General features: G+C 62.2%; 23 protein-coding genes. 9 read left to right on the plus strand and 14 right to left on the minus strand.

What is annotated here, in order from left to right:
* Nucleotides 1-18 precede the first annotated feature (18 nt).
* Nucleotides 19-921, plus strand: a complete 903-nt coding sequence (locus tag HT585_RS16825; RefSeq protein ID WP_176353992.1) for a LysR family transcriptional regulator — start codon at nucleotides 19-21, stop codon at nucleotides 919-921.
* Between the two features lie 21 nt (nucleotides 922-942).
* Here HT585_RS16825 and HT585_RS16830 read toward each other — a convergent pair whose 3' ends face one another.
* From HT585_RS16830 to HT585_RS16845, 4 genes are all read right to left on the minus strand, one after another.
* A complete protein-coding gene (locus tag HT585_RS16830; RefSeq protein ID WP_176353993.1) occupies nucleotides 943-1,401 on the minus strand; it encodes a MarR family winged helix-turn-helix transcriptional regulator in 459 nt (152 codons plus the stop codon).
* A gap of 20 nt (nucleotides 1,402-1,421) precedes the next feature.
* Nucleotides 1,422-2,564 (minus strand): Acg family FMN-binding oxidoreductase, encoded by a 1,143-nt coding sequence (locus tag HT585_RS16835; RefSeq protein ID WP_176353994.1) that lies wholly within the window; start codon nucleotides 2,562-2,564, stop codon nucleotides 1,422-1,424.
* A 130-nt stretch (nucleotides 2,565-2,694) separates the two neighbouring features.
* Nucleotides 2,695-3,258 carry a GNAT family N-acetyltransferase gene (locus HT585_RS16840; protein ID WP_176353995.1) on the minus strand — a complete coding sequence of 188 codons (564 nt, stop codon included), beginning with the start codon at nucleotides 3,256-3,258 and terminating at the stop codon, nucleotides 2,695-2,697.
* Nucleotides 3,259-3,267: 9 nt separating this feature from the next.
* Nucleotides 3,268-3,906 (minus strand): FMN-binding negative transcriptional regulator, encoded by a 639-nt coding sequence (locus tag HT585_RS16845; RefSeq protein ID WP_176353996.1) that lies wholly within the window; start codon nucleotides 3,904-3,906, stop codon nucleotides 3,268-3,270.
* Nucleotides 3,907-3,980: 74 nt separating this feature from the next.
* Here HT585_RS16845 and pdxR point away from each other — a divergent pair, with 74 nt between their 5' ends.
* Complete coding sequence (gene pdxR / locus HT585_RS16850) at nucleotides 3,981-5,474, plus strand: MocR-like pyridoxine biosynthesis transcription factor PdxR (RefSeq protein WP_246707709.1); 1,494 nt, start codon at nucleotides 3,981-3,983, stop codon at nucleotides 5,472-5,474.
* Here the strand turns inward: pdxR and HT585_RS16855 are convergent.
* From HT585_RS16855 to minC, 4 genes are all read right to left on the minus strand, one after another.
* Nucleotides 5,471-6,571, minus strand: coding sequence for an NAD(P)/FAD-dependent oxidoreductase (locus tag HT585_RS16855; protein WP_176353997.1), 1,101 nt, complete (start codon nucleotides 6,569-6,571; stop codon nucleotides 5,471-5,473). The genes pdxR and HT585_RS16855 overlap by 4 nt on opposite strands.
* A 140-nt stretch (nucleotides 6,572-6,711) precedes the next feature.
* Complete coding sequence (minE, locus tag HT585_RS16860; protein WP_077501524.1) at nucleotides 6,712-6,975, minus strand: cell division topological specificity factor MinE; 264 nt, start codon at nucleotides 6,973-6,975, stop codon at nucleotides 6,712-6,714.
* Nucleotides 6,972-7,787: a septum site-determining protein MinD gene (gene minD / locus HT585_RS16865; protein ID WP_077501525.1), complete on the minus strand. Its 816-nt coding sequence runs from the start codon at nucleotides 7,785-7,787 to the stop codon at nucleotides 6,972-6,974. The genes minE and minD overlap by 4 nt, the downstream gene beginning before the upstream one ends.
* 32 nt (nucleotides 7,788-7,819) lie before the next feature.
* A complete protein-coding gene (gene minC / locus HT585_RS16870; protein WP_176353998.1) occupies nucleotides 7,820-8,563 on the minus strand; it encodes a septum site-determining protein MinC in 744 nt (247 codons plus the stop codon).
* Nucleotides 8,564-8,914: 351 nt separating this feature from the next.
* On the opposite strand from minC, the gene HT585_RS16875 reads away from it, so the two are divergent.
* Both HT585_RS16875 and HT585_RS16880 read left to right on the plus strand, forming a co-directional pair.
* On the plus strand, nucleotides 8,915-9,253 hold the full coding sequence (locus tag HT585_RS16875; protein WP_176353999.1) for a hypothetical protein: 339 nt from the start codon (nucleotides 8,915-8,917) through the stop codon (nucleotides 9,251-9,253).
* A 359-nt stretch (nucleotides 9,254-9,612) separates the two neighbouring features.
* A complete protein-coding gene (locus HT585_RS16880; protein ID WP_176354000.1) occupies nucleotides 9,613-9,963 on the plus strand; it encodes a hypothetical protein in 351 nt (116 codons plus the stop codon).
* A 290-nt stretch (nucleotides 9,964-10,253) separates the two neighbouring features.
* On the opposite strand, the gene HT585_RS16885 is transcribed toward HT585_RS16880, so the two are convergent.
* Complete coding sequence (locus tag HT585_RS16885; protein ID WP_176354001.1) at nucleotides 10,254-10,970, minus strand: SDR family NAD(P)-dependent oxidoreductase; 717 nt, start codon at nucleotides 10,968-10,970, stop codon at nucleotides 10,254-10,256.
* Between the two features lie 51 nt (nucleotides 10,971-11,021).
* Between HT585_RS16885 and HT585_RS16890 the strand changes: the two genes are divergently transcribed.
* The gene (locus tag HT585_RS16890; RefSeq protein ID WP_176354002.1) at nucleotides 11,022-11,648 is read left to right on the plus strand and encodes a Crp/Fnr family transcriptional regulator; all 627 of its coding nucleotides are present in this window, start codon (nucleotides 11,022-11,024) and stop codon (nucleotides 11,646-11,648) included.
* Nucleotides 11,649-11,705: 57 nt separating this feature from the next.
* On the plus strand, nucleotides 11,706-12,275 hold the full coding sequence (locus HT585_RS16895) for a class I SAM-dependent methyltransferase (RefSeq protein ID WP_176354003.1): 570 nt from the start codon (nucleotides 11,706-11,708) through the stop codon (nucleotides 12,273-12,275).
* Nucleotides 12,276-12,318: 43 nt separating this feature from the next.
* Here HT585_RS16895 and HT585_RS16900 read toward each other — a convergent pair whose 3' ends face one another.
* From HT585_RS16900 to cyoA, 5 genes are read right to left on the minus strand one after another with little or no spacing between them, the layout of a single operon-like run.
* Entirely contained in the window at nucleotides 12,319-13,059 is a 741-nt protein-coding gene (locus tag HT585_RS16900; protein WP_176354004.1) for an SURF1 family protein, read from the minus strand.
* Nucleotides 13,060-13,081: 22 nt separating this feature from the next.
* Nucleotides 13,082-13,489 carry a cytochrome o ubiquinol oxidase subunit IV gene (gene cyoD / locus HT585_RS16905; RefSeq protein ID WP_176354005.1) on the minus strand — a complete coding sequence of 136 codons (408 nt, stop codon included), beginning with the start codon at nucleotides 13,487-13,489 and terminating at the stop codon, nucleotides 13,082-13,084.
* The gene (gene cyoC / locus HT585_RS16910; RefSeq protein ID WP_176354006.1) at nucleotides 13,486-14,109 is read right to left on the minus strand and encodes a cytochrome o ubiquinol oxidase subunit III; all 624 of its coding nucleotides are present in this window, start codon (nucleotides 14,107-14,109) and stop codon (nucleotides 13,486-13,488) included. The genes cyoD and cyoC overlap by 4 nt, the downstream gene beginning before the upstream one ends.
* 1 nt (nucleotide 14,110) lies before the next feature.
* Nucleotides 14,111-16,114, minus strand: coding sequence for a cytochrome o ubiquinol oxidase subunit I (gene cyoB, locus HT585_RS16915; protein WP_176354007.1), 2,004 nt, complete (start codon nucleotides 16,112-16,114; stop codon nucleotides 14,111-14,113).
* Nucleotides 16,115-16,145: 31 nt separating this feature from the next.
* Nucleotides 16,146-17,339 carry a ubiquinol oxidase subunit II gene (gene cyoA / locus HT585_RS16920; protein ID WP_176354008.1) on the minus strand — a complete coding sequence of 398 codons (1,194 nt, stop codon included), beginning with the start codon at nucleotides 17,337-17,339 and terminating at the stop codon, nucleotides 16,146-16,148.
* Between the two features lie 264 nt (nucleotides 17,340-17,603).
* On the opposite strand from cyoA, the gene HT585_RS16925 reads away from it, so the two are divergent.
* From HT585_RS16925 to HT585_RS16935, 3 genes are all read left to right on the plus strand, one after another.
* Nucleotides 17,604-18,926, plus strand: a complete 1,323-nt coding sequence (locus tag HT585_RS16925) for an MFS transporter (protein WP_176354009.1) — start codon at nucleotides 17,604-17,606, stop codon at nucleotides 18,924-18,926.
* A 140-nt stretch (nucleotides 18,927-19,066) separates the two neighbouring features.
* Nucleotides 19,067-19,999: a LysR family transcriptional regulator gene (locus HT585_RS16930; protein WP_176354010.1), complete on the plus strand. Its 933-nt coding sequence runs from the start codon at nucleotides 19,067-19,069 to the stop codon at nucleotides 19,997-19,999.
* A gap of 140 nt (nucleotides 20,000-20,139) precedes the next feature.
* Nucleotides 20,140-20,853: an SDR family NAD(P)-dependent oxidoreductase gene (locus HT585_RS16935; RefSeq protein WP_176354011.1), complete on the plus strand. Its 714-nt coding sequence runs from the start codon at nucleotides 20,140-20,142 to the stop codon at nucleotides 20,851-20,853.
* Nucleotides 20,854-20,903: the final 50 nt, after the last annotated feature.

Consider the following 20,903-nt stretch of genomic DNA (forward strand, 5'->3'; position numbering starts at 1 on the left):
AATTGGAGGAGACTGGGTATGTTGCACTCGCGCGTGCTGCGCTACATCGACGAAGTCGCCCGCTCAGGCTCCATCCGCGCCGCCGGCGAACGGCTGAACGTGGCCGCGTCGGCGATCAACAAGCATGTGCTGCAGCTGGAAGAGATGATCGGCGAGCCCCTGTTTGAAAGGCTGCCGAGAGGGTTGCGGCTGACGCCGGCCGGCGAAATCCTCGTTGCGCATGTGCGCCGGACGATCAAGGAGTACAGCCAGGTCGAGGCCGAGATCCGCGACCTGAAGGCGCTGCAGAGCGGCGAGGTGATCATCGCCACCATGAACGGCCTTGCCGGCGGCATCGTGCCGAAGGCAGCGGCCAACTTCTGCGCCCGCCATCCGCGGCTGAAGATTTCGATCCGGGTGATGTTCATTCACGACATCGTCCAGGCGGTTGTCGACGGCGAGGCCGACCTCGGCCTCGCCTTCAACCTGCCGCCCTCGCCGCAACTCGAGACGCTGTGGAAGATGGATACCCGGCTCGGCGCCGTGGTCTCGCCCGAACATCCCCTCGTCGGGCTCGACTCGCTGCCGCTCGCCCACTGCGAACCCTATCCGCTGATTTTCGCCGACAAGTCGATGCTGATCCATGGGATCGTCGCCGACGCCTTTGCAAATGCCGGTCTGACCGTCGAGCCGGCGTTCCTGACCAACTCGATCGAAGCGATGAAATGCCTTGCTGCTGCCGGCGACGGCATCGCCTTCCTCAGCAAGTTCGATATTGCCGAGGAGCAGCGCAACGGCGTGCTCACCTATCTGCAGATCCGCGAGCGCACCTTCGGAAAGAACGTGCTTTCGCTCGTCCAGCGCGAAAAACGCAGCCATGGTCTCGCCACCGCGATGTTTGCCGAGGAAATCATGCGCGCTTTGCGAGCGACGACGGAGTGACGGGCCGCCGGACCGGCGCTGTCAATCGCCGCCCGAGCGATGGGCGCGCTCGGCGTCGAGGATCTTGCGGACACGCTGCAATGTGGGGAGGCTGGCTTCCAGCGCGGCGCGATCGAACAGCGACGCGACAGTTGCCATTGCAGCCGTCACGTCGCCGATCGCCGCCAGACGGAATGCCCGGCCGGCCGGCGTCAGAAAAACTGTCTTCGAGCGGCCGTCGCTAGGGTTTGCCCTGATCTCGACCAGCTCGCGTTTTTCCAGCACCGCCAATGTGTGCGTCATCGTCGCCTTCGTGACCTGCATGGCATTGGCGATCGCAAGCGGCGTCGTGCCGTTGCCGACGCGGTAAAGGTGGTTCAGGGTGGCAAAGTGCGAACTGTGCAGCCCATCCGGAAGGTGGCGGTTTAGGAATGCCTGGGACAACTGGCTGACGATGCCGATTTCATTGAAGAATGTGAAGATAAGGGTGTCGTCGTCCAAGGCCTATGCTCCAGCCGCGTTCAGATGATCCTGGTATCCAGCGGCCATCTCGGGCTGGGCTCGACTGGGGCAGCATAACCGAGCCGGCCCAGCATTTGAACGGTTCCGCCTTCCGGCGACAGCATTTTGTGCACCTGCCGGTAATACCAGCTCATCTCAGGGAATTCCTGCAATGTCTGGCTGAGCGGCTGCAGGCCTGTTCCAAGCGCGGTGGCGGTGAGATTGATCCGGACCCAATCACGGCCCGCGGCAATCTGCTCGGCGCGGCTGTTGCCTGATGTCGTCAGCCAGATATGGGCCATGGCGGTGTCCGAGTTGGCCAAGAGCGCCGCTCGTCCTTGCGCAAAGGCCGTGGATGTCGTGTCGAGCGCCTGCTCGCGGCTCAGTTGCCCCAATGCCGCAAGCCCATCGAACAGCGGTCCGCCGAGGTCGATTCCATCGGGACTGGCCTCGATTTCGGCTTTGCCGATCCTCAGGAGATCGACGCTTTCCCTGTAGGTGCGTTCCGTGCCGATCTCCAGTTCAAGGGCCGCATGGGTCATCTCCCTCAGGGTCGCCACCACGGCCTGATCGTTGCTTGATCGCGCCAGCGCGCCATGGCGGACGGACGCACCAAGGGCGCCAAGCACCTCCCCAGGCACGGGTTTGGTCAGATCGAATGGCTCCTTCAGCGACCGGCGCGCCAAAATCTGCGCAAAGAGCGGATCTGCGCCGATCGTCGGATCCTGCTCGAAACGGATGACCGCGACCGGGCGGCCGTCGAGCGCCTGCGCATCGCTCCCTTCAGGAAAGAGGGAAACGTCCAGCCTGTAATTCTGGGTGGAGGCGGCAATGGCCATCTGCTCGATGAAGCAGCCGAGCCCGATGGTGATCTGCCGGTTGTAGGGGTCGGTCTCGGGCAAAAGGCGGGTCGCATCGACATAGAGGGTTACCTGATCCCGGACACGGAGATCAACGAGCCATGGTTGCCGGTTGTGGGGGTTGGGCGCCAGGATCGCGTAGGAAAGCGCCCTGCGCCTTGGCTCTTGGTCACCTGCTCCAGCCAGCATCCACGGCGCCAAGGCTCGATCGGGCCGACGGGTCAGCAGAAATGCCGTGGATGCACCAGCGGCCGCCAAGACGACACCGCCACCCAACACGGCCAAGAACTGTCGTCGCTTCATGATTGGCTCCATCTAATTCGACATCAAACCAAATAGTACGACATCGAACCAAAGTCAATCGGAGCAACCGTTCAAGAGACGCCTTCACTCGTTTGGGATGAGAAAAAGCGCGACCATCGTCAGACGCGCATCACATGCCGCCGGCCCTGGCCGCAACGACCCGGTTCCAATCATCCTGTTTCAGGCGGAAGCACATCCAGGGCGACGGCGTGCCCGAAAGGTCCAGTGTCGCGTCGTAGACATGCGCAGCACCGAGCTTCACCGTCGCCTTCTGCGAGCGGATGTTTGTCGGCGCGATGTGAAACCAGACATCGGTGTAAACGCCGAAGGCATGGCCGAGCATCAGCCGCTTCAGCTCGAAGTTGGTGCCGCCACCCCAATAGGCGTTGTTGAGGAAGGTGAAGCCGATCGAGACGCTGTCCGGCATGTCGGGAGCGACGTAGTAACGCGAGCATCCGATGATCTCGCCGGTCCGCCGATCGATGGCGGCAAGCGTCGCTGCGCTCGCCAGCAACGTGGCGAAATAGGGTTCGAACTTTTCGCGCTTGTAGCGGTCCGTTGCCGGATGTCCTGCCCAGACGTCGGGGTCACTTGCGGCCGAATACAACCCCTCGAGATCGCCTAGTCCCAGGGGCCTAAGATGAATGGCCACGCCACGCAGCGTCGGCTGCGGATTGAAATCAGGTCTGAACATGCATGTGTCTCACGATGACGAGGATGGAACGGGGATCATATCGGCGATGGCGCGGTCAAAATCGCGGCGGCTTTCCGAGAGGCCCCTGCTCACGCCAACTCTGTCGGCTTCGGAGCGGTTCTGGCTGAGCTTGCGCTTGCCGGTCAGGTGCGTGATCGGCATTCGGATCCCGACGATGCCACGCAATTGCGCGGCGATGAATGCCGGCGGGGCATCGCTGACAGACCATGGGTTTGAAGTCGCACGCTCGTGGACGTCGGTCAGCCGTATGACGATATCAAGCAGCCGCGCCGGATCATCGAAGAATTCGACCGGCCCCTTCGCCTGAACGGCGGTGTAGTTCCACGTCGGAACCACTTTTCCATGTTCGGCTTTCGCGGCATACCAGGCCGGCCTGATATAGGCGTCGGGGCCCATGAAGACAGCGAGCCCGTCGCCGATCACAGGCATTTTCCACTGCGAATTCGGGCGGGCGAGATGGGCGTAGAGGGTGCCACTTTCACCTTCGTCCGCGTCGAGAAACATCGGCAGCGGCGTCGCCACAGGCCCTTCAGCCGTCGCGGTAATGAAGCTGGCGATGCGGCATGCCCGCATCATCGCGTGGATTTCACTGGTGTCGTCGACCACGAAAGCTGGCGGCGTGTACATCGATCTCTCCTTGAACTGCGCAGAGCATCGGCGTTAACTGGCACGAAATAAACGTCCAGTTCCGGAGATTTTCATTGGGCCAGTTGAACAGTGCGGGATCGAGACGCACGGGCGCTGCCCGCCGTATCTACCTCGACTTGCGCGAACAGATCAGCGCCGGAATCTACGCTCCCGGCGACAGGCTGCCGTCGAGCCGCGCGCTTGCCGTAGAACTGGGCGTGTCGCGCACGACGATCACGGCGGCGTTCGACCAGCTTGTCTCCGAGGGCTATATCAGCAGCCATCAGGGCGCAGCGTCGCTCGTCTCGTATATCGCCGGAGAAAAGACGCAGCATCGGGGGCCGTCACTGCAATGGACCCAACGGCCGATGTCTGCCTATGCCGCCCGACTGATGGAGCTTCCGATCCAATATGCCGCGAGCCGGCCGGGGCTGGAGTTCGATTTTCGCTATGGCGATATCGCTGCCGCCGACTTTCCGACATTGCTGTGGCGGCGGGCGATGAATGCTGCGCTGCTGCGCCGTCGCGGGAGCCTGTTCTACGAGCACCCGGCGGGCTCCGCGTTGTTGAGACAACACCTTCAGAGCTATCTCTGGAGGGCGCGCGGCATTCGCTGCGGCAGCGATCAGATCATCGTCGTGTCCGGCTCGCAGCAGGCACTCGATCTGTGCGCCCGCGTCCTCGTCGACAACGGCGACCGCGTCGTCATTGAGAACCCGTGTTACGCCATGGCGCGCAACATCATGGCCGCCGTCGGCGCTGATATCATCGCCGTTTCCTGCGACGACGCCGGGCTTGTTGTGGAAGACCTGCCGCGCCAGGGACAATCGGCACTCGCCTATGTGACGCCGAGCCACCAGTTTCCGCTGGGCGGCGTCTTGCCGCAAAGCCGGCGGGAGGCGCTGCTCACATGGGCCTATGCGGCGGGAGCCTATGTCGTCGAGGACGACTACGACGGCGAGTACCGTTACGATGTCAAGCCGATACCGCCGCTGTTTCAATCGGATCAGGACCGGGTCATCTATGTCGGCACCGTGTCGAAGACGCTTTCGCCGGCCCTCCGGCTCGGCTACCTCGTCGTTCCCCGGCCGTTGATCGACGTCTTCACCAGGAGCAAGCAGCTCGCCGACCGTCACAGCCCGACCCTTGAGCAGGAGGCGCTCACGATCCTGTTGGAAAGTGGCGCATACGAGCGCCATGTCCGCAAGATGCGTCGGTCCAATGCGGACCGTCGGGCCGCGTTGATCTCGACCCTGACATCATGCTTTGGCGAAAAGATCGATATCGTCGGCACATCGGCCGGGCTGCATGTCGTCGTCTGGTTCCGTGATATCGGCGCACAGCACGAGGCGCGACTGATCGAAGCCGCCCAGGAGGCAAGGATTGGCATCTACCCGGTGTCGCCGCTCTATCTCGAACGCAAGCCGGACCTCGCCGGCCTGGTCCTTGGCTATGCCGCGCTGACACCGGATGAATTGCGCCGCGGTGCGGAGAAGCTGGCGTTGGCCGTTCACGGTTTCGAAGCGCTCTTGTCCGGCTCAAGCGACGGTGAAGCCGCCCAAATCTAGATTTCCGCCACCAGCCTCGCCAGCGCCAGGGAAGCGGTCAGGCCAGGCGATTCGATGCCGAACAGGTTGATCAGGCCGGGCACGCCGTGCACGCCTGGCCCTTGAACGTCGAAGTCCTGGCTTGCCACCTCGGGCGGCACGATCTTCGGCCGGATGCCGGAATAGGCAGGGACCAGCGCGCCGTCTTTCAGATCTGGATAGTAGCGCCGCACGCCGGCATAGAACGACGCAGCTTTCGTCGGATCGACGTCATAGGTCAACGTCTCGATCCACTCGATATCAGGCCCGAAGCGCGCTTGCCCGGCCATGTCGAGCGTCAGATGGATGCCGAGACCGCCTTTGACCGGCACCGGATAGATCAATCGCGAAAACGGCGCTTTGCCGACATGCGAGAAATAGTCGCCCTTGGCGTAATACGCCTTCGGCACGCGTGCCTTCGGCATGCCCTCGATCAGCCGCGCCACCTTCGGCGCGGCAAGGCCAGCGGCGTTGACGAACAGGCGGCAGGCAAGGCTCATCGGTTCGGCACCGCCGACCTTAACGACGATGCCGCCGCCCGTGACATTGCCGCCTTCGACCGGGCTGTTGAGCGCAAGGACCGCACCGGCATTCTCGGCGTCGCCCAGTAGCGACAGCATATAGGCATGGCTGTCGATGATGCCCGTCGACGGCGACAGGAGTGCGCCGGTCGTCGCCAGCGCCGGTTCAAGCGCACGCGCTTCGGCTGCTGAGATCTGCCGGAGGTCAGGCACGCCATTTCGTGCCGCCTGGGCGGCGATATCGGGCAAATGCTCCAGCTCGGCGGCTGAGGTCGCGACGATCAGCTTGCCGCACTGTCGATGGGGGATGCCCCGTTCGCGGCAATAGGCATAAAGCAGCGTCCGACCCTCGACGCACAGCCGCGCCATCAGGCTGCCCGGTGGATAATAGATCCCGGCATGGATGACTTCGCTGTTGCGCGAAGATGTTTCGCTGCCGATGCGATCCGCCGCCTCGAGCAGGATGACACCGCGGCCGGCTTGCGCGAGCGCGCGAGCGACGGCGAGGCCTACGACCCCGGCTCCCGCGACAATGCATTCCACATGTTCAAGAGACATGGCAGACCCCGACAACAGCGCGCACGACGTATGACGCGTCCTTGACGATGATGCGGTACCACAGGATCGCGGAATGCGTCAGACAGTACGGGCCGTCGACGGCCCGTACTGTTTGGGATCTCGGACTATGGAGCCGTTTTTCAGGCCGCCCGAGCGCTTGCCGCGAGCGGGATCTCGATGTCGACTTCCAGCGTCGTCACGTGCTCGCCGCGATCCATCTTGACGGTGACCTTGTCGTCGTCGATCTGGACGTGCTTGGAGATGACCGCAAGGATCTCTTCCCTGAGGATGGCGACGAGATCGGATTGGCCGACGGAAGCCCGCTCATGCGCCAGCAGCACCTGCAGTCGCTCGCGCGCGGTCGGGGCCGAGGTCTGCTTCTTGAAGAAACGGAAAATGCTCATGCTGCCCTCCGTCCGAAGATCTTGCCGAACAGACCGCGCTTTTCGCCCGGGATGGTCATCGGCACGGTTTCGCCAGCAAGCCGGCGGGCGGCGTCGAGATAGGCGAGCGCCGGGGCAGACTTGCTGTCGGCGAGCGTCACCGGCGCGCCGATGTTGGATGCCCTGAGCACGTCCATGCTCTCGGGAACGATGCCGAGAAGCGGGATCGACAGGATTTCGAGCACATCTTCGACCTTCAGCATGTCGCCGCGCTCGGCGCGCAGCGCGTCATAGCGGGTCAGAAGCAGGTGCTTCTCGACGCGTTCGCCGCGCTCGGCCTTTTCGGTCTTGGCATCGAGCAGGCCGATGATCCGGTCGGAGTCGCGAACCGAGGAAACTTCCGGATTGGTGACAATCACCGCCATGTCGGCATGGCGCATGGCAAGCGTTGCACCGCGCTCGATGCCGGCCGGGCTGTCGCAGATGATCCAGTCGAAATGCTTCTTCAGGTCGTTGATGACCCGCTCCACGCCTTCCGGCGTCAGGCTGTCCTTGTCGCGGGTCTGCGATGCCGGCAGCAGGAACAGCGTGTCCAGGCGCTTGTCGCGGATCAGCGCCTGCGGCAGCTTGGCGTCGCCCTGGATGACGTTGACCATGTCGTAAACGACCCGGCGCTCGGCACCCATGACGAGGTCGAGATTGCGCAGGCCGACATCGAAATCGACGACGACGGTCTTCTCGTTGCGCTGCGCGAGTGCTGCGCCGAGAGCAGCGGTCGACGTCGTCTTGCCGACGCCGCCTTTGCCCGATGTAACAACAACTACTTTCGCCATCTTCCGCTCCTGTTTCCTGTCCGGCATCCGGCTCAGTTAAGTCTCTCTGCCATGATCGAGTCGTCCTCGAGCCAAAGCTGCACCGATTGTCCGCGAAGCTCGGCCGCCATGTCGTCGGCGGTCTTGTAGACGCCGTCGATGGCCAGCAATTCCGCCTCGAGCCGCCTGCAGAAGATGCGCGCCGAGGTGTTGCCGACCGAACCCGCAAGCGCCCGCCCGCGGAGCGCCCCGTAGATATGAATCGAACCGCCGGCGATGATTTCCGCACCCGATGCGACCGAGCCGATCACGGTGACGTCGCCTTCCGGAAAGATCACCGACTGGCCGGAACGCACCGGTTCGCGAACGATGATCGAAGCCGTCGCCCGCGCCGCCGGTGTTTCCTGGCCGACGACGGAGACCGTGTCAGGCGCCCTTGGCTCTCCGGCGATCAATTCACCCGCAGCCGCCTCGAAATCCGGTGCCGGCCGGCCGCCCCGCATCGATGGCGGCATGCCCGGCTCGAACAGCGATGGACGCCCGCCCTCGATACCGAGGACCCGAACGTTTCTGCTGGCGAGTTCTGCGAGCAGGCCCTTCAGCTGCGGCCGGTCGATCTCGAGATCGACGATGTCGAGGACAACGGGTCGACCAAGAAAAAACCCGGCCGAGCGGGCGGCCAGATCGTCGAGCCGCGTCAGCCACGAATCGAGCGGCAGCTCGGGCGACAGCGCCAGGCTCAGGAACGAGCGGCCCTTGATACGGATCGAACGAGCGTCTGTTAGCACTTTGATCATCTTCGTTAATTTTTCGTTGACGGGATCTAGGCGACGGATGGTTAACAAAAGGTTAACGACGAGCTGTCGCTTCTCGCAGATGGGCTCGGAGAAGGCTTGGCAATGCGTTCTCTGGCCGTGCCCGACGCCGCCCGCACGCCGTCCGGAATCCCGTCCCGATCGCCCTTTGGACACGAAAGGGTCCTGCAACGCCGGCCGGTCGATACCTTGAATTTTTTCTGGCTCCGGCTGCTCACCACCGTGCGCTTGCACGCTGCAGCAGTCCCCATCTGGGAACCGAATGCAACCCAACGACGTTAAGTGGTGCGGCGGAGGTCGTCGCATCTCGCAAACGGAAGGTGATTCCCTTAGATGGCGCCCAAACACATCATCGTCGCATTGCTCTTGTCATTCCCTTGCGCTGCCCCCGCAGTCGCCCAGACCCCCGAGGATCCAGCAGTCACCGCCTGCAAATCGACCGGCCTTGTCGCGCTTCAGGAACATTCCGCCGACATTACGGGGTTGGTGCTGGACCCGGAAAGCCTCGCGATCACCGCCGCCGACACAAAGGTCGAAGACGTTTCGGTCAAAACAGTGATCCTCGGAGAGGCCTATATCGAGCGTAACGGCACGGCCGGTAAGGCGGATCGGTTCGTGTGCCTGCTCGGCGAGAAGGGTAAGGTCCTCTTGACGTTCTTCACGGCGAAATGACCGTCCGTCTCGTCGGGTATGTCTCAGAAACAACCGGCCCCGGGGCGGCCTGGCGATCGTAACCGGCTTCCGATCTCCGATGAGAGTATGAAGAATTTGTAATTATATTCCAGTGACTTGCGCCACCAAAATGTCACGATTGACTACCATTTTTCAGTGATCGGAACGGCACAAACCAGCACCGGTTGCTGGAGAACCACTGTCCCGACCAGTCGAAACAACCCGGCATCTTCAGTGTGGGCGAAAACGCCCGCAAAGGACCTGTGTCAACCAATGCGATCCGTTTACCGACGGCTCGATGGGGTTCACCTTGGCCTGGCGCACATGCGGGATGCTGCACACAACAAAGGAGCATGATCATGAACCGCATCGCAAAGCTCTCCATTATCGCAGCGCTTTCCGCCATGACCTTCGGCGGCATCTCCTACGCGGCAAGCACGACCATGAACTGGCCGGCACAAATCGAACAGACGGTACACAGTTTCAAGGGCGACAAGTTCACGGTGGTCAATATCGACACCTTGGACAAGTTGAGCGAGACCAGAACCTGGATCGACCAGGCGACACCCGCCCAGCTTGCCGCCCTGCACAAGGCGGTCGACGGCAACAAGGATCTTGTCGCCAAGCTCAAGGCCCAGAATGTCGAACTCAACAACATTGTCGGGGCTGAACAGGCAGCCGACGGCAGCCTGACCCTGTACCTCAAGTAAGACCGAAGGCACGCGCGCCATCGCTCGTCTTGTCAAGACCGATGGCGCGCGTTGCCGTTGACCCGTTTCCGGCGGACCAGATGCGGGCTTCTGTCGTGCGGCCGGACTCTTTGACGAAACGCATCGGATTTCGAACCGGCCAAATGGAAGAGGGCCCCAACGGACATGGTTTGGCGGCCGAGCCGTCCGTGACGTTCTGGACCGGTCGGAACCTGACGCCTGGCTTGCACGTCGAGCGAGCCCGTGGCGGCTGGCATCGGCATCTTCGAAACGCCTGCTCAAATCACGACTCAGAGCTTTCTGATGATCGCGGCAGCGACAGGCGGAGCGATGAATTGCAACAGCTTCAACAGCTTCGCCTTGCCGACATGAACCCGCGACCTGCCGGGCTCCAGAGCGCGTACGATTGCCGCAGCGGCCGTGTTGGCGGTGATTTTGCCGCGGCCGCGCCCAGCGGTCATCGGCGTCTCGACCAACGGCAACACCACATCCACCACTCTGACGGAGGTCTGCTGGTATTGTACCCGAAGAGCATCCGAAAACATGCGCAAGCCCGCTTTCGTGGCGCTGTAGACTGCCGACGTCGCCTTTGGATAGCACGCAAGGGCAGAGCCGATATTGACGATCACGAACGGGCGCGCCGGCGTGTTCGGTAAAAGCAGCCGCGACAGGATGATGGGCGCGACAAGATTGGTCTCGACTTCGGCGACGATCTGTTCGATGCCGTAGTGTGGTTCATCGAGCCTGACGTTATGCTGGATCGCTGCGTTGTTGATGAGACCATCGATGACATCTGCTTCCGCCAATTCGCCACCAAGGGCGGCAACAGCCGCCTGGTCGCGGATATCCAGCAGCCGCACCTCTATCCGTTCATCACGTTGCGCCAAGCCTCTCAGCCGCTCCCTGTCCCGGCCAAGCGCAACGACGCCATGACCTTTTGCAGCCAGTTGCAGGGCGATCTCCAGACCTATTCCGGAACTTGCCCCAGTGACGACGTATCGTGCCATGTTATCAATTCCCGTTGATTGAACAATCGAGCCTGGAGCAAGTGGAAGCGAATGGCATTAACCGAGGTTAAGCACCCGAAAGGCGCAGCGATTTCGCTGTTCGAGCGCATTGCAGGGCAATCGCTTGCGAACACGGAGCGCCTGGCCGAAGCAATTCATGTTCGCCCGGTGAAGCCCGGAGAGACGATTTTCGACCAGGACGAGCCGCATCCCTACATCTATGTGATCGAGACCGGCCTGGTTAAGCTCACCTACCTTCGCGCCGACGGTGAGGAATGGATCAAATCCTTCGCTGCCGAAGGGCGGTTCTTCGCAAGTCTTTCGGCCTTGCTGCCGATGGGACGCGCTACTTTTTCCGCAGTCGCCATCGAAGCCTGTCGTCTGGAGAGAATTCCGTTCGCGACGCTGCAAGCACTGGTCGACATCGATCTCGGCTGGTCGCGGATGCTGCGCAACGCCCTGATGATCCTTGCCGAACGCAAGGAGCGCCGAGAGCGCCAGTTCCTGACACTCGATCCGGAGGAACGCTACCGGTCGCTGATCGCCGAGGAACCGGATCTGGTCTTACGGGCACCCCAGAAGGACCTTGCAGGCTATCTCGGCATCACGCCGGTCGGCCTCAGCCGCATCGCCAAGCGCGTTCGCGAGGAAGCGGATACCAGACTTAACCCGGGTTAATGCTTGCGGCGCTGCAAGGCGCAATACCTGCTCCGGTTCAACAACGGGAGCAACACCTTGACCAATACCGCATCGGACACCCTGCTCTTCCTGCGCTCATGGCTGACAAAGCCATTGGAAGTCGCCGCTATCGCCCCCTCAAGCACGCGATTGGCTGCAGCCATGACCACCGAAATCAGTCGGTACACCGGTGACGTCCTGGAGCTTGGCCCCGGAACCGGCATTTTCACGCGCGCACTTCTGCAAAATGGTGTCCGACAGGACCAACTGGTTCTGGTGGAACGAAATCCGGCCTTTGCCGCGTTGCTGCGGGGCCGTTTTCCCGAGGCTACACTGATCGAGGGTGATGCGCAGCACTTGCGGCTGCCGGCAACACGCAAGATCGGCGCCGCCATCAGCGGCCTGCCGCTGCTCTCCATGCCGAGACAAGCGGTTCGCGATATCCTTGAGGCGGTCTTTCGGCACCTTGCCAATGACGGTTGCCTCTTCCAGTTCACTTACGGACCGCGTTGCCCCGTGCCGGCTGCGCTGCTCGAAGTACTTCGCCTCGAGGCGTCGTTCCTGCGCTGGGTGCCGCTCAATCTCCCGCCGGCCAGCGTCTACCAGCTGTCCCGCCGTCCGGCGTAACAGGGCGGACGGACCAGGGCGCGCGCTCGAAGCTGTTCGCGGCTCACCTGCGCACGCGACGGACGACCACGATGCCCGCAGCGCTCATCAGGGCCAGCACATACCAGGTTGCCGCGTAGACGAGGTGGCTGTTGCGGAAGTTGACCACGGTCAAGCCGCCGACCGGCAGGCCGCCGGGATTGGGCGTGGCGTCTGCATCGATGAAATAGGGGGCGACATCCACCAGTCCCTGCGCTCTGGCGATCGCATCGACATCGCGCGAATACCACCGCCTGGTGGCCGGGTCGTTGGAGCGCAGGAAACCGCCATCCGGCTCGGTCATGCGAAGAAGGCCGGTGACCCGGCCAGCCCCAGGCAATTGACTTCCCGGGCGTGCCGCAGCATCGCGTCGATCCGCTGGCACAAAACCACGGTTGATTAGGATGGTCGTGTGGTCGTCGACGACCATCGGCGTGAGCACCCAGAAACCGGCGCCGCGTTCGGTAACAGCCTGGACCAGGGCCTCCTTGTCATGCGCGAAAACACCCATCGCAGTGACCCGGCGATATTCGTCCTTGTCCGCGCTGATGCCAGGCCATTCCGATTGGGCTGGAGCCGGCACCGGTTCGGCAAGAACCCGGGCGTCGACCCGCGCGATCAGGTCGAGCTTCCAGAAAAGCCGCTTCACCTGCCAGGTGCCGAGAGCGATGAAAGCCGCCATCAGCACCGACAAGGCGACCGTCAGAACGACACGCGAGCGGGAGGCTTCTGCCCCCGTCCTTGTCTCTGCCGATCGGTCGTCCATCGCCGTAGCCGTCAAAGAGTCGTCACGGCATGTTCTTCATCATCTCGTTTGTCATCGGCATCATGTTGACGTTGAGGTGATGCATGACCCAGAGCGAACCGGCGAGCGCGATACCGACGATGATGAGGGTGAAGATCAGCGCCATCATCGTCCAGCCGCCTTCCGAGCGCTGGTTCATGTGCAGGAAGAAGATCATGTGCACGACGATCTGGATGGCGCCGAGACCCATGACGACAACCGCCGTCGCCACCTTGCTGTCGAGCGCGCCGCTCATCACCAGCGCGAAGGGAATGGCGGTCAGGACGACGGAAAGCGCAAAGCCGATCATGTAGCTACGGAGCGAGCCATGGCCCGCTTCATGGCCGTGACTGTGGCCGTGATGGGCCTCATGAGCATCTTCATGGGCGAGGCTGTGTGGCTGTGAGCTCATCCGATGACTCCGATCAGATAGACGAAGGAGAAGACGCCGATCCAGATGACGTCGAGGAAGTGCCAGAACATCGACAGGCACATCAGCCTGCGGCGGTTTTCCGGGATCAGTCCGTGCAACCTGACCTGCACCATCATCGTCACGATCCAGATGATGCCGAAAGTGACGTGCAGGCCGTGGGTGCCGACGAGCGTGAAGAACGACGACAGGAAGGCGCTGCGTGTCGGGCCTGCACCCTCCTGGATCAGGTGATAGAACTCGTAGAGTTCGAGACCGAGAAACGAGAGCCCGAACACGGCGGTGACGCCGAGCCAGAAGATCGTCTCCATCTTGGCGTTGCGCTCCATCTGGAGCATGGCAAAACCGTAGGTGATCGAGGAGAACAGCAGCATCGCCGTGTTGATGGCGACGAGCGGCAGATCGAACAGATCGGCCGGCGACGGGCCAGCCGCATAGTTGCGACCGAGCACGCCATGGGTGGCAAACAGCACGGCGAAGATGAGGCAGTCGCTCATCAGGTAGATCCAGAAGCCCAGCATGGTGCTGCCTTCGGGATGGTGCTCTTCCTCGAGGTAGAACTGCGGCGCTTTGGCTGCTTCGGTTTGGGTCGCGTTGGTCATCTCAGCTGCGCTCCGCCAGAAGTTCGGACCGGGCGTCCTCTGTTGCCGTCACGGTCTCGGCGGGGATGTAGAAATCCCTGCTGTAGTTGAACGTGTGGCCGATCGCCACGACGAGGATGGCAACGAACGAGACGACCACCAGCCACCAGATGTACCAGATCAGCGCGAAGGCGAGCGCGACGCTGATGCCGGCCAGGATGACGCCCGTGCCGGTGTTCTTCGGCATATGGATCGGCTTGAAGCCGCCGAGCGGGCGCTCGTAGCCGCGGTTCTTCATGTCGTACCAGCTGTCATGATCGTGCACGACCGGGGTGAAGGCGAAGTTGTACTCCGGCGGCGGCGAGGACGTCGACCATTCCAGGGTACGGGCGTTCCACGGATCGCCTGTGGTGTCGCGCAGCTGGTCGCGTCTCAGGTAGCTGACGACGAGCTGGACGACGAACGAGGCAATACCGAGCGCGATCAGCACCGCGCCGAACGCAGCGATGACGAACCAGATCTGCAGCGAGGGGTCCTCGAACTGGCTGACGCGGCGGGTAACGCCCATCAGGCCGAGCACGTAGAGCGGCATGAAGGCGAAGAAGAAGCCGATCTGCCAGAACCAGAAGCTCATCTTGCCCCAGAACGGATCGAGCTTGTAGCCGAAGGCCTTCGGCCACCAGTAGACGAGACCTGCCATCAGACCGAACACGACGCCGCCGATGATGACGTTGTGGAAGTGGGCGATCAGGAACAGCGAGTTGTGCAGCACGAAGTCGGCCGGCGGGATCGCCAGCATGACGCCGGTCATGCCGCCGACGACGAATGTGACCATGAAGCCGACGGTCCACAGCATCGGCACTTCGTAGCGGATGCGGCCGCGATACATGGTGAAGAGCCAGTTGAACATCTTCGCCCCGGTCGGGATCGAGATGATCATCGTGGTGATGCCGAAGAAGGCGTTGACCGACGCACCCGACCCCATGGTGAAGAAGTGATGCAGCCAGACGAGATAGGACAGGATCATGATCACGCAGGTCGCGTAGACCATTGAAGCGTAGCCGAAGAGACGCTTGCCGCAGAAGGTGGCAACGACTTCCGAGAAGATGCCGAAGGCGGGCAGGATCAGGATGTAGACCTCCGGGTGGCCCCAGATCCAGATGAGGTTCACATACATCATGGGGTTGCCACCAAGGTCGTTGGTGAAGAAGTTGGTGCCGGCGTAGCGGTCGAGCGAGAGCAGCGCCAGCGTCGCCGTCAGGATCGGGAAGGTGGCGACGATAAGGATGTTGGTGCAGAGCGACGTCCAGGTGAAGACCGGCATCTTCATCAACGTCATGCCCGGCGCGCGCAACTTGACGATAGTCGCGATCAGGTTGATGCCCGACAACGTCGTCCCCACACCCGCCACCTGCAGGCCCCAAATGTAATAGTCCACCCCGACGCCCGGACTGTAATCGGCGCCCGAAAGCGGCGGATAGGCAAGCCATCCGGTGCGCGCGAACTCGCCGACGAACAGCGACATCATGATGATCACAGCACCGGCCGTGGTCATCCAGAACGAGAAATTGTTGAGGAACGGGAAGGAAACGTCGCGCGCGCCGATCTGCAGCGGCACCACATAGTTCATCAGGCCGGTCACGAAGGGCATGGCCATGAAGAAGATCATGATCACGCCATGGGCGGTGAAGATCTGGTCGTAGTGATGCGGGTTGAGATAGCCCTCGTTGCCGTTGAAGGCGATCGCCTGCTGCAGGCGCATCATGATCGCGTCGGCAAAGCCGCGCATCAGCATGACCAGCGCCAGGATCACGTACATGATGCCGATCTTCTTGTGATCGACCGACGTGAACCACTCGTGCCAGAGATAGCCCCAGAGCCTGTACTTGGTGATCAGCGCCAGGACGGCGATGCCGCCGATCGCAACGGCGACGAAGGTCGCGACCAGGATCGGCTCGTGATAGGGGATCGCCTCCCAGGTGAGCCGCCCGAAGATGAATTGTGTGAGGTTGGTGCTACCGAACATAGGGCTATCCAAATTCTCTTGAAATGCGGCTTCAGGGCTGAGCGGTGGTGCCGGAATTGTTCAACTGCGCCGGCGCCGGACCGTCCCGGCTCTCGGCGGGCGGCTTCTGATCGCCGTGCATGTTGTGCATATCGTGGTTCATCGACTGCGGTTTTTGGTCGATGCCTTCGGCCGGCTCTTCGCTTTTCGACGGATTGCCCGTTGCCGGGAAAGTGGCGCCGGGTGCAGCCTCACCCGCCTGGCCGGTCTCGCCCGCATGGCGGTTGTCGTGCTCGAGCTTGGCGCGGTTCTCGTGGCTTTCGACGCCCCCGCCGCCCATCATGTCGATGTGCATCATGTCCCTCATGCACATCTGGCCGGGACGCACGCACATGTTCAGTACTGCTTCAAAAAGCCCATCCTCGACGTTTGAAAAGTAGCGGACCGGTTCCTTGGTGCTGGGCTTCTCAAGCTTCAGGTAGGCGTCGCGGTTGAGCATGGTGCCGTTGCTCTTTACCCTTGCGACCCACTGATCGAAGCCGCCCTGGTCGAGCCCATGAAACTTGAAGCGCATGTGCGAAAAACCGTCGCCGCTGTAGTTCGACGACAGCCCTTCATACTCGCCCTTCTTGTTGATGACGGCGTGCAGCCGGGTCTGCATCCCAGGCATCGTGTAGATCATGCCGGCCAGCGCCGGCACGTAGAAGGAGTTCATCACCGAGGAGGCGGTGAGCTTGAAATTGATCGGCACGTCGACGGGTGCCGCCATCTCGTTGACCGTGGCGATACCGTAATCCGGATAGAAGAACAGCCATTTCCAGTCGAGCGCCACCACCTCGACGGTCAGAGGCTTGATGTCGGCAGGCACAGGCCTGTCGGCGTCGATCCGGTCGAGCGGCCGGTAGGGATCGAGCTTGTGAGTGCTGATCCAGGTGACGGCCCCGAGCGCGATGATGATTGCCAGCGGCGCAGACCAGATGACCACTTCAAGGCCGGTGGAATGATGCCATTCCGGATCGTACTTGGCAGAAGTGTTGGATTGGCGGTAGCGCCAGGCGAAAAACAGCGTCAGGAAAAGCACCGGCACGATGATGATCAGCATCAGGATCGTCGAAACGACGATCAGATCGCGCTGCTGCGCCGCGATATCGCCGGAGGGCGACATCACGACCATGTCGCACCCGGCAAGGGCGAGCGTCGATAGAAGAGCGGCCGATCGTCCGGCGAGCTTCAATGGAGTGGGCATTTCGGGCTCCATTTGCGTTTTGTCTATTCGGCACTAGTCGCGTATCGGGCTCGGCGGAATGAGGTTGTTCGTCGCACTGCAGCATTCTGTCGCATCGCAGCAGAATAGACAGCGACGTCCGCAAATGCCCAATCTAGTGCATCCTCGCCGGCTGACCATTGGGAAGATGCCGGTGAGTCCACGTTTTTTTTCGCCGCTTCCTTGATCTCGGGCGTTGATTGATCAACATTTCGACGAGGCGGCACAAATCGCCGGGAGGAATTCATGAGCTCGGTCGTCAATCCTACGTCCTCAGGCCTTGAGCGGGACGCCCGTCGCATCCATGACGACAAGCCTTTGTCGCCGGGCAGCATCGCCATCGGCGTGGTTATCGGCCGCATGTCGGAGTTCTTCGACTTCTTCGTCTACGGCCTCGGCTCGATCCTGGTTTTTCCAAAGCTCATCTTCCCCTTTGCGCCCAATCCGGTGGCGGCCACATTGTTGTCGTTCGCGATCTTTCCGCTGGCCTTCATCGCGCGCCCCGTCGGCTCGCTGGTTTTCATGTGGATCGACCGCAACTACGGCCGCGGCACCAAGCTGACGATCGCGCTTGTGATCCTCGGAGGTTCGACGGCATCGATCGCCTTCCTGCCGGGCTTTGAGACCATAGGCTTCTGGGCGGTGGCGCTGCTGGCGCTGTTCAGATTGGGCCAGGGGTTCGCGCTCGGCGGCGCCTGGGACGGGCTGGCGTCGCTGCTCAACCTCAACGCGCCCCCGAACCACCGCGGCTGGTACGCAATGATCCCACAGCTCGGCGCGCCCATCGGCTTCGCGCTCGCCAGCATCATCTTCTGCTACTTCGTCGCCAATCTCTCCGAGGAGGATTTCCTTTCCTGGGGCTGGCGCTATCCCTTCTTCGTCGCGTTTGCGATCAACGTCGTGGCGCTGTTTGCGCGCCTGCGTATCGTCGGGAGCAAGGAGTTCGGCGCGGCGATGGACGCACAGGAGCTGCAGGCCCGCCCGGTATTCGAAATGCTGAGCAAACATGCGGTCGACGTGGTACTCGGCGCCTTCGTACCGCTCGCCAGCTTTGCGATGTTCCATCTGGTGACGATCTTTCCGCTGAGCTGGGTCATCCTCAATGGCGGACAGTCGGCTGCCCGCTTCCTTCTGGTTCAGGTGGCAGGTGCCGCCGTCGGCGTCGTCGGCATCGTGGTGTCGGGTCTGATCGCCGACCGGATCGGCCGCCGCAACGAGCTGATGCTCGGCGCGACGCTGATCGCCATCTTCAGCTTCTCCGCACCCTTCCTGCTTGACGCCGGCGGGGCCGGACAGGATGCCTATATCCTGATCGGCTTTGCCGTTCTCGGCCTGACCTTCGGCCAGGCTTCCGGCGCCGTTTCCTCACGCTTCACCCAGTATTACCGCTATACCGGCGCGGCGCTCACCTCGGATCTGGCCTGGCTCGTCGGAGCCGCCTTTGCGCCGCTGGTGGCGCTTGGGCTTGCAACCAGCTTCGGCATCGTCTTCATCGGCGGTTATCTGATCTCCGGTGCGATCTGCACGCTGGTGGCACTGAGCCTGACGAAAGCGCTCGACCAGAACTGACGGCACGGCGCTTCAAGCGGCCCCTCTTGTGCACCAGCCATTGTGGCGGTGACGCGCAGCATTTGAGGCGCGCCTTTACTCTTGCCAATCCGCGAGCGAATAGTGCCAAATTGGCTACAATTGCACCGGAGTTCGGCAGAATGGATCGTATCGACGCCATGAAGGTATTCGTCACCGCGATCGACGAGGGCAGCCTCGCCGGCGCCGCGCGGCGGCTGAACCGGTCACCGACAGCGGTCAGCCGGGCGCTGGGCTTCCTCGAATCCCACGTTGGCGTCGAGCTTTTGCACCGCACCACCCGCAGCCTGAAGCTGAGCGAAGCAGGCGAGCGCTATGCGGCCGCCTGCCGACGCGTCCTCACCGACCTTGAGGAGGCCGATATGCTTGCCGGTGGCGAGCGTGCAGCGCCGCGCGGCACATTGACCATATCGGCGCCGCCGATCGTCAGCGAAGAGGTGCTGCGTCCGATCGTCGATCGGTTCCTGGACCTCTATCCGGAGGTCTCGGTCCGGGTCCTCCTGCTCGATCGGTTCGTCAATCTCGTTGACGAAGGCATCGATATAGCCTTGCGCATCGGCCACCTGGCCGATTCATCCAATATCGCCACCCGCCTCGGCGGCGATGTCAGGCGCGTCGTCGTCGCTTCGCCCGACTATCTTGCAAACCACCCGCCGATCGAGGAACCCGCGGATCTCGCAGGACACCGGATCGTCGCCTTCAGCAACTTCGGTCTTGAGAGCTGGACCTTCACCCCGGCCAAGGGTTCGACCATCCCCCGAACGGTTCACCTCACACCGCGTTGCATCGTCAATAGTGTGCGCGCCGCAGCGGATTCGGCTGCATCGGGCAAGGGGTTGACCAGGCTCTATTCCTATCATGTGGCGGAGCACATGAGGAACGGGCGGCTCAAGATCGTGCTGGCCGATGCCGAACATCCACCCCTGCCCGTCCATCTGCTGGCGCCGCATGGCCGCATGTCCGTGCCGAAAGTGCGCGCTTTTGTCGACTTTGCCGCTCCGACCCTGCGAGCGGAGTTTGCACGCTTAGCCCTCGAGGCCGGAACACTCACTTGATTATGCCGTTTCACGCATGGATGTTCGCCAAACTGTGAATATTCTACCGATTTCGGAATGGATCTAAAACAGTCGCACCAACGCCGAGGGCGTAGGGCGATCGCCGAGAGCGGTCGCTGCAGCTGAAAAGGATCAAGATCATGAGCATGGAGCAGAAAGTCGTCGTCATAACCGGCGCATCGCAAGGCATCGGTGCCGCATTGGTACAAGCCTACCGCAGCCGCAACTACCGCGTGGTTGCCACGTCCCGGTCAATCAAGGAGAGCAACGATCCCGACATCGCGACCGTTCAGGGCGACATCGCCAAGCCTGAAACCGCCGAGCGGATCGTAAGAGTGGCGCTGGAGCGCTTCGGCCGCATCGATTCGCTGGTCAACAATGCCGGCATCTTTCTGTCAAAGCCGTTTACCGAGTTCACCCTGGCGGATTACGACGACAACCTGGGTGTGAATGTCGCCGGCTTCTTCCACATCACGCAGCGCGCCGCCGCGCAGATGCTGAAACAAGGCTCGGGTCACATCGTCAGCATCACCACCAGCCTCGTCAATCAGCCGATCGCCGGCCTGCCGGCAGCACTCGCCTCGCTGACCAAGGGCGGGCTCAATGCGGTGACTCAGTCGCTTGCCATGGAGTTTTCAAAGACCGGCGTCCGCGTCAACGCCGTCTCGCCGGGCATCATCAAGACGCCGATGCATGCGCCCGAGACCCATGCGGCGCTGGCGGCGCTCCATCCGGTCGGCCGAATGGGTGAGATCGGCGATATTGTCGATGCCGTGCTCTATCTGGAAACGGCCAACTTCGTCACGGGCGAGATCCTCCACGTCGATGGCGGGCAGAACGCCGGGCGCTGGTGACCGCGTCGGTGCTGGCTTCGACCTTGGCTGCGCCAGCATAAGGCGCGGCC

The organism is Ensifer oleiphilus, assembly GCF_013371465.1.
Lineage (GTDB): Bacteria > Pseudomonadota > Alphaproteobacteria > Rhizobiales > Rhizobiaceae > Ensifer > Ensifer oleiphilus.

Bases quoted from the DNA above. Each gene is read 5' to 3' on its own strand.
- HT585_RS16825 (WP_176353992.1), top strand. From the start codon at position 19: ATGTTGCACTCGCGCGTGCTGCGCTACATCGACGAAGTCGCCCGCTCA.
- HT585_RS16835 (WP_176353994.1), bottom strand. From the start codon at position 2,564: ATGAAGCGACGACAGTTCTTGGCCGTGTTGGGTGGCGGTGTCGTCTTG.
- HT585_RS16840 (WP_176353995.1), bottom strand. From the start codon at position 3,258: ATGTTCAGACCTGATTTCAATCCGCAGCCGACGCTGCGTGGCGTGGCC.
- HT585_RS16845 (WP_176353996.1), bottom strand. From the start codon at position 3,906: ATGTACACGCCGCCAGCTTTCGTGGTCGACGACACCAGTGAAATCCAC.
- HT585_RS16855 (WP_176353997.1), bottom strand. From the start codon at position 6,571: ATGTCTCTTGAACATGTGGAATGCATTGTCGCGGGAGCCGGGGTCGTA.
- minE (WP_077501524.1), bottom strand. From the start codon at position 6,975: ATGAGCATTTTCCGTTTCTTCAAGAAGCAGACCTCGGCCCCGACCGCG.
- minD (WP_077501525.1), bottom strand. From the start codon at position 7,787: ATGGCGAAAGTAGTTGTTGTTACATCGGGCAAAGGCGGCGTCGGCAAG.
- minC (WP_176353998.1), bottom strand. From the start codon at position 8,563: ATGATCAAAGTGCTAACAGACGCTCGTTCGATCCGTATCAAGGGCCGC.
- HT585_RS16875 (WP_176353999.1), top strand. From the start codon at position 8,915: ATGGCGCCCAAACACATCATCGTCGCATTGCTCTTGTCATTCCCTTGC.
- HT585_RS16880 (WP_176354000.1), top strand. From the start codon at position 9,613: ATGAACCGCATCGCAAAGCTCTCCATTATCGCAGCGCTTTCCGCCATG.
- HT585_RS16885 (WP_176354001.1), bottom strand. From the start codon at position 10,970: ATGGCACGATACGTCGTCACTGGGGCAAGTTCCGGAATAGGTCTGGAG.
- HT585_RS16890 (WP_176354002.1), top strand. From the start codon at position 11,022: ATGGCATTAACCGAGGTTAAGCACCCGAAAGGCGCAGCGATTTCGCTG.
- HT585_RS16900 (WP_176354004.1), bottom strand. From the start codon at position 13,059: ATGGACGACCGATCGGCAGAGACAAGGACGGGGGCAGAAGCCTCCCGC.
- cyoD (WP_176354005.1), bottom strand. From the start codon at position 13,489: ATGAGCTCACAGCCACACAGCCTCGCCCATGAAGATGCTCATGAGGCC.
- cyoC (WP_176354006.1), bottom strand. From the start codon at position 14,109: ATGACCAACGCGACCCAAACCGAAGCAGCCAAAGCGCCGCAGTTCTAC.
- cyoB (WP_176354007.1), bottom strand. From the start codon at position 16,114: ATGTTCGGTAGCACCAACCTCACACAATTCATCTTCGGGCGGCTCACC.
- cyoA (WP_176354008.1), bottom strand. From the start codon at position 17,339: ATGCCCACTCCATTGAAGCTCGCCGGACGATCGGCCGCTCTTCTATCG.
- HT585_RS16925 (WP_176354009.1), top strand. From the start codon at position 17,604: ATGAGCTCGGTCGTCAATCCTACGTCCTCAGGCCTTGAGCGGGACGCC.
- HT585_RS16930 (WP_176354010.1), top strand. From the start codon at position 19,067: ATGGATCGTATCGACGCCATGAAGGTATTCGTCACCGCGATCGACGAG.
- HT585_RS16935 (WP_176354011.1), top strand. From the start codon at position 20,140: ATGAGCATGGAGCAGAAAGTCGTCGTCATAACCGGCGCATCGCAAGGC.